Origin of the sequence: Isoptericola croceus (genome assembly GCF_029382255.1) — a bacterium.
GTDB classification, from domain to species: Bacteria; Actinomycetota; Actinomycetes; order Actinomycetales; family Cellulomonadaceae; genus Isoptericola; species Isoptericola croceus.
The window spans coordinates 122,880-137,819 of record NZ_JARLLG010000002.1 but is presented as its reverse complement, the minus strand read 5'-3'; the positions used below and the strand labels follow the sequence as shown (position 1 = coordinate 137,819).

Genomic DNA, 14,940 nt, shown 5'->3' with positions numbered 1-14,940 from the left:
GATCTCTGACGCACCGGTTTCACCCAGCCCGCCACTACCGCGCCTCGGAAACCGGTTGCTAAAGTGGGATCGCTACCTCCTTCGAGAAACGGATCCTGAACGCGTTTCCCGGGCCGAGCACGACGACGTCACGAAAGGTGAGCGATGACGCTCTACACCAACCCGGTCCTCGACGCGGACTGGCCGGACCCGGACGCGATCCGGGTGGGCGACGACTTCTGGATGATCGCCTCAAGCTTCAACCGGTCCCCCGGACTGCCGGTCCTGCACTCACGCGACCTGGTGACGTGGGAGCACGTCGCGAACGCCCTCCCCGCCGTGGCGCCCCTGGCGCACTACGCGCTGCCGCGGCACGGCTCCGGCGTCTGGGCGCCGAGCCTGCGCCACCACGCCGGGACGTTCTTCATCGTCTACCCCGACCCGGACCATGGCCTCTTCGTCCTCACGGCGACCGACCCCCGGGGACCGTGGTCGGAACCGCGGTGCCTCCTGCCGGGCCGCGGCCTGATCGACCCGTGCCCGCTCTGGGACGAGGACGGCCGCGCCTACCTCGTGCACGGCTGGGCGGGCAGCCGGGCCGGCATCAAGAACCGGCTGACCGTCGTCGAGGTGGACCCGGGGCTGAGGCACGTCGCCGGGCACCCGCGCACCGTCGTCGACGGCGACGAGCTGCCGGGTTTCCGCACCCTCGAGGGCCCCAAGCTGTACAAGCGGGACGGCTGGTACTGGATCTTCGCGCCGGCCGGCGGCGTGGCCACCGGCTGGCAGACCGTGTTCCGGTCGCGCTCGGTCTGGGGTCCGTACGAGCACCGCGTCGTGCTCGAGCAGCACGACACCCCGGTCAACGGGCCGCACCAAGGAGCGTGGGTGGACGCGCCTGACGGCTCGGAGTGGTTCCTCCACTTCCAGGACCGCGGGATCTTCGGGCGGGTCGTGCACCTGCAACCGCTGCGGTGGGAGGGCGGCTGGCCGCAGGTCGGCGACGCCCTCGACGGCGGCCGTGGTCGACCAGTGACCGACCACCCCCTCCCTCTGCCCGCGCTCGGGGACGGCCAGCAGGAGCCGTCGCGCAGCGACGACTTCGCCTCGCCTGGCCTCGCGCCCCGCTGGCACTGGCAGGCCAACCCCGAGGCGTCGTGGTACGACGCCCCCGGTGACGGCACGCTACGTCTGCGGGCGCAGGCCACGGCACGCGCAGACCTGCGCGAGCTCGGAGCGGTGCTCGGCCAGCAGGTGCCGGGCCGGCCCAGCACCTGGACCACCCGCGTGACGCTCCACGGGACGGCTCAGGGCTCGCGCACGGGGATCGTCCTGCTGGGACGCGAGTACGCCTGGGTCGGCCTCGTCCGGACACCGACCGGCGTCGACCTCTCCCTCCGGCGCAGCGGCCCCGGGACGGCAGAGGTGACGCTCGAGCAGGTACCCACGGACTGCGACGGGGCAGAGCTGCGGGTGGCGGTCGACGCGCACGGCACGGCCACCTTCGCCTGGCGTCCCGACGACGCCGAGGCCTGGACCGACCTCCGCCCCACGTGGACGGCGGTGGAGGGAGCCTGGATCGGGGCAGAGGTCGGGCTGTTCGCCTCCACCCCGCTCGGCACGCCCCTCGATGAGCCCGTCGTGGGAGTATTCGGCCCGGTGCGGGTCACCGTCGCAGGAAAGGACGCATGATGCCGCGATACGCGAAGAGCGGTCCCACCATCTCGCAGGTGGCGGCCGCCGCCGGTGTGTCTCGCGCGACGGTGTCCCGGGTGATGAACGGACAGGCCACCGTCGCCGCAGACATCGCGGAGCGGGTCCGCGCCGCGGCCGCCGAGCTCCAGTACCGGCCCAGCACCGTGGCTCGCAGCCTCTCGCTCGGCCGCACGAACTCGGTGGCACTCGTGGTACCCGACCTCGGCAACCCCATGTTCCAGCAGATCCTGCGCGGGGCGGTCGCCGCGGCCGAGCCCTTCGGGTTCCGTTTCCTCGTCGCCGAGACGGCGGAGGACGCCGGAGCGGAGGCCGAGATCGCGCTCGAGGCGCGGCTCCGGTGCGACGCCCTGATCCTCGCGGCGCCCCGCAGCCCCGAACCGGTCCTGCGTGAGCTCCTGTCCCAGGTCGAGCCCGCGGTCCTCGTCAACCGGGACGTGGGCGGGCTCGACGTCCCTACCGTGCAGGTCGACTACCGTGCCGGGGTCCACAGCCTGGTCGACCACCTCGTCGCGCTCGGCCATCGCGAGCTCGCCTACGTCGCGGGACCGCGTGGCAGCGTCTCGCACGTGTTGCGCGTCCGGGCGCTCGAGGAGGCGCGCGAGCGCCATCCCGGCCTGCGTGTCACGACCGTGCCCTGCGGGTCGACGGTCGACGACGGCTACCGCGTCGCCGACGACCTGCTCGCATCCCAGGCGACGGCGGTCGTGGCGTTCAACGACCTGGTCGCCTTCGGCCTGCTCGCACGACTCAACGAGATCGGGGTCGACGTCCCCGCCGACATCTCCGTCGCGGGGTTCGACGACGTGGAGATCGCCCGGTTCGCGAACCCGTCCTTGACCACCGTCGCCGTGCCGCAGGCCGACCTGGGACGGCGCGCGTGGGGACTCCTGCAGAGCCTGATGGTCTCCCGTTCTCCTCAGGGGAAGCCGCACCACCGCGCAACGAGCGTGCCCGACTCCCCGCTCGTGATGCCCGGACTGGTCGTCCGCTCGAGCACCGGCCCGGTGCCACCCGCTCGGCGACTGGCCACAGCGTCGTCGGACCGCGCGGGCCTCGTCAGGACGGCGACCCCTGGGGAGCCCGCGGCCTGGTCGCGGGTCGGGGACGGCTGGGCGCTCAGCGCCGGCGAGCAGCCCCTGGCCCGGTACGCGGACGGAGCGTCGATGCCCGGCGTGCACAGCCCGCGGCCGTACCTGCACCCGGTGCACACGCTCGGCCACGCGGCCATGACCCAGGTGACGCCGGCCGACCACCGTCACCACTACGGCGTCTCCATGGCCGTCCCCGACGTCAACGGCACGACCTACTGGGGTGGGCGCACCTTCGTCCGCGGTCAGGGGGCGACCCTGCTGTCCAACCACGGCCACCAGCACATCGTCTCCGCCACGGTCGCGGACGAGGGGGCGACCCTGTCGCACGAGGTGCGATGGACCGACGAGCACGGCACGGACCAGCTCCTCGAGGAGCGGCGTCTCACCGGCTTGGTCCTCGGCGAGGTCGAGGCGTGGGCACTGGGGTGGTCGGGCCGTCTGCAGGCCGGCGCGACGGACGTGGTCATCGCGAGCCCGGCCACGAACGGCAGGCTGGGCGCGGGGTACGGCGGGCTGTTCTGGCGTCTGCCGTTCGCGGACGAGACCGTGACGCTCTCGGCGGACGGTTCCGGGGAGGCGCACGGGTCACGGTCCCCGTGGCTCACGATCGCCCGGCGCACGGGTGACGCGTGGACGACGCTGCTGCTCGTGCAGCCCGGCGACGTCGATCCCTGGTTCGTCCGTGCCACCGACTACATCGGGGTGGGCCCCGCGCTCGCCTGGGAGACACCTCGGACCGTCAAGGCCGGAGCGTCTCACCTGGTCGAGGTGGTGGCGGTGGTCGTCGACCGGCAGCTCGGAGCCGACGACGCGACAGACCTGGCGGACTTCAGCGTGGCGCGCGTGCGCGCGGTCCGTTCCGCGCGCTCCTGAATAAGCTCTGCCCGATGAACTATTGACGTGATCATCGCTCCGAGATACATTATGAGAAACCGGTTTCTGAGATGTCCGGCCGCAGATCGCGGAGGGGCAGGAGCCCCCGACACCGGAGTCGGGGGCGCGCTCGAACCTGCCCGGAAGGGCCCCGTGCCCGAGTCTCGTGGGAGGCGCAACGATGCCCTTGTCACCATCCGCCCGGCGACTGACCGTCGGGCCACGATCAACCAGACGCACCACGCTCGCGGCGATGGCCGCACCGCTCCTCGCCCTCAGCCTGGCGGCACCCGCTGCCTCTGCGTCCGGCCACGGGACGGCAGACACCATCGCCCCGGCGCCCGCGGCCGGCGGCGGCACGGCGCCGTCTTCCGTGCCACTCGAACGCCAGGTCCTCCCTCCCGGGGACGGGTGGGCGTCGCTCGACGGCGGGACCACCGGCGGCGCTGACGCCGCACCCGAGGACGTGATCGACGTCCGCACGCGAGACGAGCTCGTCGCCGCGGTGCAGGGCGACCACCCGAAGATCGTGCGCGTCGTCGGCGACATCGACGCGAACACGGCCGCCGACGGATCCCCGTTGACCTGCGAGGACTACGCCCGCGACGGCTACACGCTCGAGGGGTACCTCGACGCGTTCGACCCGGCGCACTGGGACGGCCCGGCGAGCGGTCCGCTCGAAGTTGCGCGCAAGGCCTCGAGCGCTGCCCAGGGCCAGCAGATCCGGGTCCGGCTCGGGTCCAACACCACGCTCATCGGCGCCGGGGACGTCACGCTCTCCGGCTTCGTCGTCGAGGTGGGAGACGTCGACAACGTCATCGTCCGCAACCTGCGCATCTCCGACGCGTACGACTGCTTCCCCGTCTGGGACGGCGGCACCTGGAAGACCGAGTGGGACAACCTCGTCGTCTCCGGCGGGACCCACGTCTGGCTCGACCACCTCACGCTCGATGACGGCGAGACCGTCGACACCGAGCAGCCGGAGTACTTCGGCGAACGGTTCCTGCGTCATGACGGACTGCTCGACGTCGTGCGCGGCGCCGACCTCGTGACCATCTCCTGGAGCCGGCTGGTCGGGCACGACAAGTCGATGCTGTTCGGCAACGGCGACGACCGCACGAGCGACCGCGGCAAGCTCCGGGTGACGATGCACCACAACGAGCTGGTCGACCTCGTCCAGCGGGCCCCGCGCGTGCGGTTCGGCCAGGTGCACGTGTACGACAACGTGTACCGCGTCACCGACCCCGCGCGGTACGGGTACTCCTGGGGCGTCGGCGTCGAGTCGAGCATCACAGCCCGCGAGAACACCTTCGAGCTCGCCGACGGCGTGGATCCCAGCCGGATCATCCACGACTGGGGCGGCACGGGGATCGACATCGACGGCACCTGGGTCAACGGCGCCGAGGTGGACGTGCTGGCGGCGTACAACACCGCACACCCCGACCGTCCTCTCGCCGAGGACGTTGCCGGTGAGGCGGGTCCGCACGGCGTCATCCAGCCCGCGGCGGTCGCCGCCCCGGCGGTCGCCGAAGGTGCCGGTTCCGGCAAGCTCGAGCACTGGCAGGACCCGACCGACCCGGCCGTCGCGGGCGCGGCGCTGCTCCGCTCGATCAAGGCTCCGCGCACCACGACCGCCGACGGCCCGGTGTGGTCGCCCGTCGCGACCGGCTTCGCCTCGACGACCACCGAGCAGCGGCCGCAGGGAACGACCGGCGGCGCGGGCGGACGCACGGTCACGGCTAGCGACGCCGCGGCCCTCGCCCGGTACGCGGCGGCCGACGAACCGCTGACGATCCTCGTCGAGGGGACGCTTCGGATCGAACCTCTCGGCTCGATGATCAAGGTCGCCGGCGACAAGACGATCGCCGGCGTCGGACCGCGGGCGGCGATCGAGGGCGGCGGCCTGTTCCTGGACCGGGTCGAGAACGTCATCGTCCGCAACCTCACCTTCCGGGACTCCTACGTCCCCGGGGACTGGGACGGCAAGGACAACGACCACGACGGCATCCGGATCGACACCTCGTCGCACGTCTGGATCGACCACAACGAGTTCACGCGACTCGGCGACGGGCTGGTCGACGTCCGCAAGGACTCCACGGCCGTGACCCTGTCGTGGAACGTGTTCCGCGACCACAACAAGGCGATCGGCGTGGGCTGGACCCCGAACGTCGTGACCACGCTGACCATGCACCACAACTGGTTCTCGAACATCTACCAGCGCAACGGGAGCATCGACAACGTCGCCGCCGGGCACCTCTACAACAACCTTGTCGAGGGCCACGGGCAGTACGGCACGATGTCGCGCGGGGCGTCGCAGCTCGTCGTCGAGCACAGCGTGTACAGGCACGGCGAGGACGCGATCGTCGCCAAGGATCCGGAGTCCCGGGTCCACTCGCGTGACAACAGGTTCGACTCCGTCCGGGGGCGCAAGGACAACACGGGCCCGACGTTCGACCCGGCGGCCTACTACGCCTACGCGCCCGACCCCACCGCTGAGGTCACGGCGCTGGTCACGGCACAAGCCGGCCCGCGGGGCAAGACCGAGAAGGTCGGCAAACGGGTGACCGTGGCGCTGGACGGCACGGGTGACTACGCAAGCATCAGCGCAGCCGTCGGCGCCGCGTGGCGTGCCGACCATCCGGTCGAGATCGTCGTCGAGCCCGGCGCCTACCGCGAGGTGGTGCGCGTCTGGCCCGGCACGGAGGGACTGACCATCCGGGGCTCGACGGGTAACCCGGAGGACGTCGTGCTCACCTACGACCTCGCTGCGGGGCAGGAGAAGTTCTACGGCGGCGTCTTCGGCGCCACGGGGGCGGCGACCCTGGCGATCCTGGCCGACGACGTCACGGTCCAAGACATCACCGTGGAGAATGCGTACGACGAGGCCGCGAACGGAGCCAGCCAGGCCCAGGCGCTGCGCACCGTCGGCGACCGGATCGTGCTCGACGGCGTGCGGCTGCTCGGCAACCAGGACACCTACCTGGCCGAGACGCCGGCGCTCGGCGTGGTCTCCCGGGTGTACGTCAGCGACTCGTACATCGAGGGGGACGTCGACTTCATCTACGCTCGCGCCACCGTGGTGCTCGAGGACTCGCAGATCCACTCGCTCGACCGCGGGATGGCGGTCAACGGGTATGTCGCCGCGCCGGCGACCGCCCCCGGCACGAACGGGTTCCTCTTCACGGACTGCCGGTTCACGTCCGACGCGGCGGCGGGGACGGTCTTCCTCGGCCGTCCGTGGCACCCGAGCAGCAACCCGGATGTCGAGCCGTCGGTCGTCGTCCGCGACTCCTGGCTCGACGAGCACGTCCGCACGCCCGCGTGGTCGGACATGGGAGGATGGCCGTGGCAGGAGGACTTCCTGCGCGAGCACAGCAACACGGGTCCGGGCGCGGCGCCCGCCGGCGAGGAGGTCGAAGGCCGACCGCAGCTGACCGACGAGGAGGCGGCTGTCCACACGAGGGAGGCCTACTTGACCGGCGACGACGGCTGGACGCCTTGGACCGAGCAGCGGTAGGACCAGCCCCAGGTGGCGCGTCTCGGCGAAGTGGTGCACCGTGCCACTTCACCGGGGCGCGCCACCTCCCGGATGCGCGCACCCGGCGAAACGTTTAGGGGGTAGGAGCCGGCAAACCTCAGCCATAGCGTGGCCACGACCCGACTCGACGACGATGCGGAGCCACCATGATCCCGGGACGACGACGTACCCGCCTGCCCGCCCTCACCGTGACCCTCGCCCTCGTGGGAGCCGGATCGATCGGTGCGGTCGCCGCCACCAGTGCCACAGCGGCCCAGGGCTGCACGGTCGACTACCAGGTGGCCAACGAATGGTCCGGCGGCTTCCAGGCCGACGTCACCGTCACCAACCTGGGCGATCCGGTGCCGTCGTGGCAGCTCGCCTGGACCGCAGCCCCCGGGCAGTCGGTGACCCAGGCGTGGAACGCGGAGGTCACGCAGTCCGGCACGTCCGTCGCCGCGAGCGGCGTCGCGTGGAACGCCGACCTCGCCACCGACGCGACCGCGAGCTTCGGCTTCATCGGCACCTGGTCGGGTTCCAACCCCGTACCGAGCACCTTCACCCTCGACGGCGTCCCCTGCACGGGCGACGTCGATGGCCCCGGCCCGACGCCCACCCCGGACCCGACCGACGAGCCGACGGACGAGCCGACACCACCGCCGTCCGGCGACCTCTACGTCGACCCGACGACACAGGCCTACGACGCCTGGGAGGCCGCGACCGGCACCGAGCGCGACCTGCTGGCCAAGATCGCCCACACGCCCCAGGCGTACTGGGTCGGCAACTGGAACGACGCCACGACGGAGCGGGAGGCCGTCGCCGACTACACGGGGCGTGCCGCCGCGGACGGCACCACCGCGATGCTCGCGGTGTACGCGATCCCCGGCCGCGACTGCGGCAGCCACTCGGGCGGCGGGGTGGAGCAGAGCGAGTACGCCCGGTGGATCGACGAGGTCGCCGCCGGGATCCAGGGCAACCCCCTCATCGTCCTGGAGCCGGACGCCCTGGCCCAGCTCGGTGACTGCGACGGCCAGGGCGACCGCGTCGGGTTCCTGCAGTACGCCGCCGAACAGCTCACGGCCGCGGGTGGCCGCGTCTACATCGACGCCGGGCACTCGGGCTGGCTGAGCCCGTCCGTGGCGGCGGGCCGGCTGAACCAGATCGGCTTCGAGCACGCCGTCGGGTTCGCGCTCAACACCTCGAACTACAACCCGACTGCGACGGAACGGGCCTACGGCGAGCAGATCTCGGCGCTCACCGGTGGCGCACGGTTCGTCATCGACACCTCGCGCAACGGCAACGGCTCCAACGGCGAGTGGTGCAACCCGCGCGACCGCGCGCTCGGCGAGCGGCCGAGCATCGTCGACGACGGCACCGCCCTCGACGCCCTGCTCTGGGTCAAGCTGCCGGGCGAGTCCGACGGCACCTGCAACGGCGGCCCGTCGGCCGGCGCCTGGTGGCAGGAGATCGCCCTCGAGATGGCGGCCAACGCCGCCTGGTGACCGCCCGCTCCGGGACATGGCCGGGTCAGCGGCGCACGTAGGTCCTGACGCGGAACCGGGCCGTGCCCGACGACGGCAGCCACCCGCCGTCGTCGGGCACGGCGTCGCTCAGCACCCACCGGGCGGGGTCGATCGGGGGGGCGAAGGTGTCCCCGGCGACCTCCAGGTCCACCTCCGTCACGACGAGCCGGTCCGCGAGCGCCATCGCCTCCGCGTAGACCTGCCCGCCACCCATGACCCAGACCTCGTCGCCTCCCGGTGCCTCGCGGGCGAGGTCCAGCGCGGCGGGCAACGACGACGCGACGACGGCGCCGTCGTCGGACCATCCGGACCGGGCGGTCACCACCACGTTGGTGCGTCCGGGCAGCGGCCGGGCCCGCGGCGGCAGCGAGGCCCAGGTGAGCCGTCCCATGACCACCGGGTGCCCCGCCGTCGTCCGCTTGAAGTGCGCGAAGTCCTCCGGGACGTGCCACGGGATCGTCCCGCCCGCGCCGATCACCGGGCGACCGGCGGCGTCACGCGCCTGGGCCCAGATGAGCCCGGTCACGCTGCCGCCCTCAGACCGCCATCCCTCAGACAGCAACAGGGGCCTTGATGCCAGGGTGGTGCTGGTAGCCGAGGATCTCGATGTCCTCGTACTCGTAGGCGTCGATCGCCTCGCGCGGGGCGAGGCGCAGCGTCGGGTACGGGTACGGTTCGCGGGCGAGCTGGGTCTCCACCTGCGACACGTGGTTGTCGTAGATGTGGCAGTCCCCACCGGTCCACACGAAGTCACCGACCTCGAGACCGGTCTGCGCCGCGACCATGTGCGTGAGCAGCGCGTAGGAGGCGATGTTGAACGGCACCCCGAGGAACAGGTCGGCCGAGCGCTGGTAGAGCTGACAGCTCAGCCGGCCGTCGGCCACGTAGAACTGGAACATCACGTGGCAGGGCGGCAGGGCCATGTTCTCGATCTCGGCCACGTTCCAGGCCGAGACGAGGTGCCGCCGCGAGTCCGGGTTCGAACGGATCTGCTGGATCACCGCGGCGATCTGGTCCACGTGCCGCCCGTCGGGCGTCGGCCAGGAGCGCCACTGCACGCCGTAGACCGGCCCGAGCTCACCTTCCGGAGAGGCCCACTCGTCCCAGATGGTCACGCCGCGCTCCTGCAGCCACCGCACGTTCGAGTCGCCGCGCAGGAACCACAGCAGCTCGTACGCGATCGACTTCAGGTGCACGCGCTTGGTGGTGACCAGCGGGAAGCCCTGCGACAGGTCGTAGCGGATCTGCCGCCCGAACACGCTGCGCGTGCCGGTGCCGGTGCGGTCGCCCTTGGGTGTGCCGTGGGCGAGCACCTCCCGCAAGAGGTCCTCGTAGGGGGTCGCGATCGCGGTGTCGGCCGTGGGGGCGGTCATGCGCACGATTCTACGGACGCCCGCTGACGCCGCCGCGGAGGAGGGCCGCCGGTACCGTGTCGGCATGCCCCGACGCCTCACGACGACCGGCGGCCTCGCCGGGCTGGCCAGCGTGCTCATCGTGCTGCTGTACGCGGCGTACATCGGCCGGCGGCTGGGCGACCCCGGCGTGCTCGGGGGTGTCGCCGTGCTGCTCGCGGTGGCCGCGCTGGCTGTGGCCGCCTGGTTCGCCGTCGTCTCGGCGCGGGTGCGCGGTCAGGTGCGGCGCGTGGCCCGCCACCGGCCCGGCACGCCCTTGGTCGTGGGGCGGCCGACGACGGCGCTGACGGCCGAGGCGCGCAGGCTGCGGGCCGGGACGCGCGGCCTGCCGCCCGACTGCCCGGACCGCGAGCACGTCGTCTACGCCCTGCTGACCGACCGCGTGGAGCTGTGGGTGCGCGGCGACGACGCGCCCCGCTGGTGGGTGACGCTGCCGGCCTCCGTCGCCACCGGCAGCACCCGGTTCGGCGGGTCGACGGTCGACACCTTGACGGTCCGGGACGCCACGGCAGGTCTCGAGCTCGTCCCGACGTCTACCGCCGCGCGGGCCTGGCCGTCCCGCGCCCACCGCACCGCCGCCGTCGAGCAGATGCTGACGCACCTGAGCCGGTGACGGTGACCAGGGGCGTCACGCCGGGAAGGTTCACGCGGACTGTGTGACGACGGCAGACGGTCGCGACCCGATCCTGGAGGGACGGCACTCGGGAAGGGACCCCCATGGCGAGGGAAGACGACGGCCCCGTCGACGGCACGTCGCGCAGAGCCGCGGAGCTCGAGCGCGAGAACGCCGAGCTGCGGCGGCTCCTCGCGGCGCAGACGCCGCCGGACGGACACCGCGAGAGCGCGCGCCGCCGTCCGGGACGGTCCGCAGCGGCGCTGGCGCTGATCGTCGTGGCGACCCTGCTCGCCCCGGCGGCCGTGATCGCCGCGTGGGCGGAGCGCACGCTCACCGACACCGATCGCTACGTGTCCACCGTGGCGCCCCTCGCGAACGACCCCGTGGTGCAGAGCGCGGTAGCCGGACGCATCACCCAGGAGCTGATGGCGCGACTCGACGTCGCCACACTCGTCCACGAGGCGATCGGCGAGCTCCAGGGCACGCTGGACGACAGGGAGATCGCGCCGCGCGCGACCGCGGCCCTGTCGGCGCTCGAGGCCCCGCTGACGAGCGGGGTCGAGTCGTTCGTCCGAGAGACGGCGGACCACCTGGTCAGCAGTCCGCAGTTCTCCACACTGTGGGCGGAGGCCAACCGGACGGCGCACCGGCAGCTCGTCGTCGTCATGCAGGGCTCCGACGGTGAGCTGCTCCAGGTACAGGACGGCCAGCTGACGATCCAGCTCTCCGAGGTGATCGACGCACTCAAGGAACGCCTCGCGGAGCGGGGGCTCGACGCTGCACGCAGCATCCCGAGCGTCGACGCCTCGTTCACGTTGGCCCGATCGACACAGCTCGTCGACCTGCAGAACCGCTACGGACAGCTCGTCGCACTGGGGACGTGGCTACCGTGGATCACGCTCGGGCTGTACGCCGCAGGGGTGCTCGTCGCGGTGCGCCCGCTGCGCGCCCTGCTCGGCGCGGGCCTGGCGCTCGCGGTGGCGATGGTCCTGCTCGGCGCCGGGCTCGCGGTCTCCCGCGAGCTGTACCTGGACGCACTGACGGGCCGTGTGATGCGCCTGGACGCCGCCGAGGTGGTGTTCGACCAGACTGTGTCGTTCCTCCGTGTCACGCTGCGCACGGTCGGGGTCCTGGGCATCGTCGTCGCCGTCGCGGCGTACCTGGCAGGGGCCAGCGACTCAGCTCGCGCCGTGCGTCGGACCATCGCCAGGTCGTTCGGCCAGGTGCGCACCCGTGCCGAGCGGCGCGGCGTCACCACCGGGCAGCTCGGAACCTGGCTCGGCCGCCACGGCCGCGCCGCACGCGGCGCCGTGCTCGCGTGCGGTGCCCTCGTGCTCCTGCTCGCTCCCCAGCTGACGCCACATCTCGTGGTGGGTACCGCGCTCGTCGCCGGGGTGGTCGTCGCGGTGCTCGAGCTCGTCGCGAGACCGGCGCGCGGAGGCGACGGCGCAGTCGATCCACCGGGACGCGACGGTGCGCATGACGCCGACGCGCGGTCGGCATGAACCCGGCACCCGCGCCGGAGCCGACCGGCGCCGTGGACCACGCCGAGCAGCTGCGGCGGCTGACGATCAACGATGCGCGCCTCGACGACGGACGCGGCGTCGATCCGGTGGTGCTCACACCGCACGACCTCGCCCTCGTCAGGATCGCCGCACTCGTGGCAGGCGCTGGTCACGAGCCCAGCTACGGGGCGGAGATCGACGCTGCGCTCGCGGCGGGCGTGACCGCCGAGGAGATCGTGGACGTCCTGAGCGCCGTCGTGCCGATCGTCGGGCTGCCGACCATCGTGGCCGCGGCGCCTGGCGTCGCGCTCGCTCTCGGCCTCGAGCCGATCGAGGGCTGGGACGACGACGCTCGGCGAGCCGGCGGGAGGATCGACCGGCGCGACGGGACGAGCCCTCCCGGGTGAGAAAGTGCGTTGCTGTTGAGGAGACCGGGAGTCGCTCCTAGGCTGCGAGACGTGCCCGACGGGAGCCGCCAGACGGTCACCGCACGACCCGACCTGAGCTCCGCGTTGCTCGCGGCGAAGGTCGTGCCGCCCGCACCGCGCCGCGCCGCGGTGTCCCGGCGTGCGCTCGTCGAGCGCGCCCGGGACGTCGGGGCCCGCATCGTCGGGGTCACCGCACCGCCGGGGTACGGCAAGTCGACGATGCTCGCCGAGTGGGCCAGCATCGAGGACCGCGTGGTGGCGTGGGCAGGTGTCGACAGGCTCGACGACGACCCCGCCGGCCTGCTCACCCTCCTCGCACTCGCGTGCGCGCGCGTCTCACCCGACGTCGCAGCCGTGGCTGCCGAGATGCGCGGGACGGGGCCGATGATGCTCGGGCGTTCCGCCTCCTTGTTGGCCTCGGCGCTGGCGCGGGCGCGCACGCCCTTCGTGCTGTTCGTCGACGACCTGCACGAGGCGGACTCGCTGAGCTGCCAGGACGCGCTGGAGATCGTGCTCCGCGGCGTCCCGGAAGGTTCGCAGGTCGTCGTCGCCAGCCGGCACACGCTGGGGCACCTCGCGCGACGGCGCGTCGAGGGCGACCTTCTCGAGATCGGCTCGGCCGACCTGCAGGTGGACGACGAGGGAGCGCGGGCGATCTACCGGGCTGCGGGCGTCAAGGCCGACCACGGCATCGAGACGGTGGTGCGGCGGTGCGAGGGCTGGCCGACGGGCGTCTTCCTCTGCGCGTTGCTCGTACGAGCCGGAGAGGAGGCGTCAGCGCTGGCAGGGGACGACAGATTCGTCGCCGACTACCTGTACCGGGAGTGCATGGTCAGGTTGTCCCCGCAGACGCAGCGATTCCTGAGGCGCACCGCCGTCCTCGACCAGCTCTCGGCAGAGACGTGCGACGCGGTGCTCGACACGGCCGACTCTGCGGCGCGGCTGCGTGAGCTCGAGGACGCGAACCTGTTCCTGGTACCGCTCGACCACCGGCGCGGCTGGTTCCGCTATCACGCCCTGTTCCGCGAGTACCTGCTCTCAGAGCTGGACCGCACGGAGCACGGCGTCGTCGCCACGCTGCACCGACGGGCGGCCGTCTGGTTCGCGACCCACCGGCTCGAGGCCCGGGCCGTGGAGCACCTGCTGGCGGCCGGCGACGTCGAGGACGCGGCCCTCCTCGTGGCCGAGCTGGCGCTGCCCACCTACCAGGAGGGTCAGGTCGCCGTCGTCTCGCGCTGGCTCGAGGAGCTGGGCGAGCGCACGGTCGAGGCGCTCCCCCAGCTCACCGTCGTGGCCGCGTGGAAGGCCCTCCTCCTGGGGGAGTCGCTTGCCGCGGAGCGGTGGGCCGCGGTGCTCGAACGCTTCGACGCGACCAGCCTGCCGGCGGACGAGAGCACGGCGCTCGAGTCGGCACGCTGCCAGATCCGGGCGGCCATGTGTGTGGACGGACCGGAGGAGGCGCTCGCCTGCGCGCGCTTCGCCGTCGAGCACGAGCCCGCCTGGAGCCCGTGGCGTGACCAGGCGCTCCACCTGCTCGGGTCCGTCCACCTCCTGAGCGGAGATGTCGACGCGGCACGGGAGGCGTTCGTCGCGGCCTCGGACCAGGGCGCGACCGCCGGGAACCCGGACTCGGTCATCCTGAGCGAGGGGGAGCTCGCCGTCCTCGCCATCGACGAGGGGAACTGGGCGGACGCCGACGAGCACGCACGCGCCGCGGTGCGCACGATCGACGCGCACCACATGGAGGGCTACTCCACGACGGCTCTCGGCCTGGCGGCGAGCAGCCGGGTCGCACTGCACCGTGGCGAGCGCACGGTCGCGGGGAGACTGCTGGCACGAGCGATGCGTGCTCGCGTCCAGTGCACCCACGTCCTGCCGTTCCTGGCGATGCGCGTACGGCTCCAGCTCGGCTACGCGTACACGACGCTCGGAGACCGGACGACCGCCATGCACCTCGCGGCCGAGGCTGCCGAGCTGCTGCGCCGTCGTCCGCGTGTCGGCCTGCTGGCGCAGGAGGTCACCGGCTTCCGGACACGTCTCGAACGCCTCGCCGCATCACCCGGCGCACCACCGCTCACCCCGGCCGAGCACCGACTGCTCCCCTATCTCCAGACGCACCTGACGATGGCCGAGATCGGCAGCCGGCTGTTCGTCTCGCGCAACACGGTGAGCACCCAGGTCGGGTCGATCTACCGCAAGCTCGGCGTGACGACCCGCGGCGCCGCCGTCGAGCGAGCGGCCGACATCGGGCTGCTCGGGGGCTGAGCACGCAGCGGCACC

The 14,940-nt window shown here is 72.6% G+C and carries 10 protein-coding genes; 8 read left to right on the top strand and 2 right to left on the bottom strand.

Annotated features, from left to right (window positions below):
• Positions 1-144 precede the first annotated feature (144 nt).
• The 4 genes from PZC42_RS06565 to PZC42_RS06550 all read left to right on the top strand — a co-directional run bounded on the left by PZC42_RS06565 (position 145) and on the right by PZC42_RS06550 (position 8,678).
• Positions 145-1,671, top strand: coding sequence for a glycoside hydrolase family 43 protein (locus PZC42_RS06565; protein ID WP_277209412.1), 1,527 nt, complete (start codon positions 145-147; stop codon positions 1,669-1,671).
• Entirely contained in the window at positions 1,668-3,659 is a 1,992-nt protein-coding gene (locus tag PZC42_RS06560) for a DUF6807 family protein (protein ID WP_277209411.1), read from the top strand. The genes PZC42_RS06565 and PZC42_RS06560 overlap by 4 nt, the downstream gene beginning before the upstream one ends.
• Positions 3,660-3,912: 253 nt before the next feature.
• A complete protein-coding gene (locus PZC42_RS06555) occupies positions 3,913-7,176 on the top strand; it encodes a pectinesterase family protein (RefSeq protein ID WP_277209410.1) in 3,264 nt (1,087 codons plus the stop codon).
• A 167-nt stretch (positions 7,177-7,343) separates the two neighbouring features.
• A complete protein-coding gene (locus PZC42_RS06550) occupies positions 7,344-8,678 on the top strand; it encodes a glycoside hydrolase family 6 protein (protein ID WP_277209409.1) in 1,335 nt (444 codons plus the stop codon).
• A 25-nt stretch (positions 8,679-8,703) separates the two neighbouring features.
• On the opposite strand, the gene PZC42_RS06545 is transcribed toward PZC42_RS06550, so the two are convergent.
• Both PZC42_RS06545 and PZC42_RS06540 read right to left on the bottom strand, forming a co-directional pair.
• Positions 8,704-9,225, bottom strand: a complete 522-nt coding sequence (locus PZC42_RS06545) for a dihydrofolate reductase (RefSeq protein WP_277209408.1) — start codon at positions 9,223-9,225, stop codon at positions 8,704-8,706.
• A gap of 25 nt (positions 9,226-9,250) precedes the next feature.
• Complete coding sequence (locus tag PZC42_RS06540; protein WP_277209407.1) at positions 9,251-10,072, bottom strand: thymidylate synthase; 822 nt, start codon at positions 10,070-10,072, stop codon at positions 9,251-9,253.
• Between the two features lie 64 nt (positions 10,073-10,136).
• Here PZC42_RS06540 and PZC42_RS06535 point away from each other — a divergent pair, with 64 nt between their 5' ends.
• The 4 genes from PZC42_RS06535 to PZC42_RS06520 all read left to right on the top strand — a co-directional run bounded on the left by PZC42_RS06535 (position 10,137) and on the right by PZC42_RS06520 (position 14,925).
• Complete coding sequence (locus tag PZC42_RS06535; RefSeq protein ID WP_277209406.1) at positions 10,137-10,724, top strand: hypothetical protein; 588 nt, start codon at positions 10,137-10,139, stop codon at positions 10,722-10,724.
• 104 nt (positions 10,725-10,828) lie between these two features.
• The gene (locus PZC42_RS06530) at positions 10,829-12,232 is read left to right on the top strand and encodes a hypothetical protein (RefSeq protein WP_277209405.1); all 1,404 of its coding nucleotides are present in this window, start codon (positions 10,829-10,831) and stop codon (positions 12,230-12,232) included.
• Positions 12,229-12,639, top strand: a complete 411-nt coding sequence (locus tag PZC42_RS06525) for a carboxymuconolactone decarboxylase family protein (protein ID WP_277209404.1) — start codon at positions 12,229-12,231, stop codon at positions 12,637-12,639. Before PZC42_RS06530 ends, PZC42_RS06525 begins: the two co-directional genes overlap by 4 nt.
• A gap of 51 nt (positions 12,640-12,690) precedes the next feature.
• Entirely contained in the window at positions 12,691-14,925 is a 2,235-nt protein-coding gene (locus PZC42_RS06520; protein WP_277209403.1) for a winged helix-turn-helix domain-containing protein, read from the top strand.
• Positions 14,926-14,940 lie beyond the last annotated feature (15 nt).

Coding starts and splice junctions, on each gene's coding strand:
- PZC42_RS06565 (WP_277209412.1), top strand. CDS start 145: ATGACGCTCTACACCAACCCGGTCCTCGACGCGGACTGGCCGGACCCG.
- PZC42_RS06560 (WP_277209411.1), top strand. CDS start 1,668: ATGATGCCGCGATACGCGAAGAGCGGTCCCACCATCTCGCAGGTGGCG.
- PZC42_RS06555 (WP_277209410.1), top strand. CDS start 3,913: ATGGCCGCACCGCTCCTCGCCCTCAGCCTGGCGGCACCCGCTGCCTCT.
- PZC42_RS06550 (WP_277209409.1), top strand. CDS start 7,344: ATGATCCCGGGACGACGACGTACCCGCCTGCCCGCCCTCACCGTGACC.
- PZC42_RS06540 (WP_277209407.1), bottom strand. CDS start 10,072: ATGACCGCCCCCACGGCCGACACCGCGATCGCGACCCCCTACGAGGAC.
- PZC42_RS06535 (WP_277209406.1), top strand. CDS start 10,137: ATGCCCCGACGCCTCACGACGACCGGCGGCCTCGCCGGGCTGGCCAGC.
- PZC42_RS06530 (WP_277209405.1), top strand. CDS start 10,829: ATGGCGAGGGAAGACGACGGCCCCGTCGACGGCACGTCGCGCAGAGCC.
- PZC42_RS06525 (WP_277209404.1), top strand. CDS start 12,229: ATGAACCCGGCACCCGCGCCGGAGCCGACCGGCGCCGTGGACCACGCC.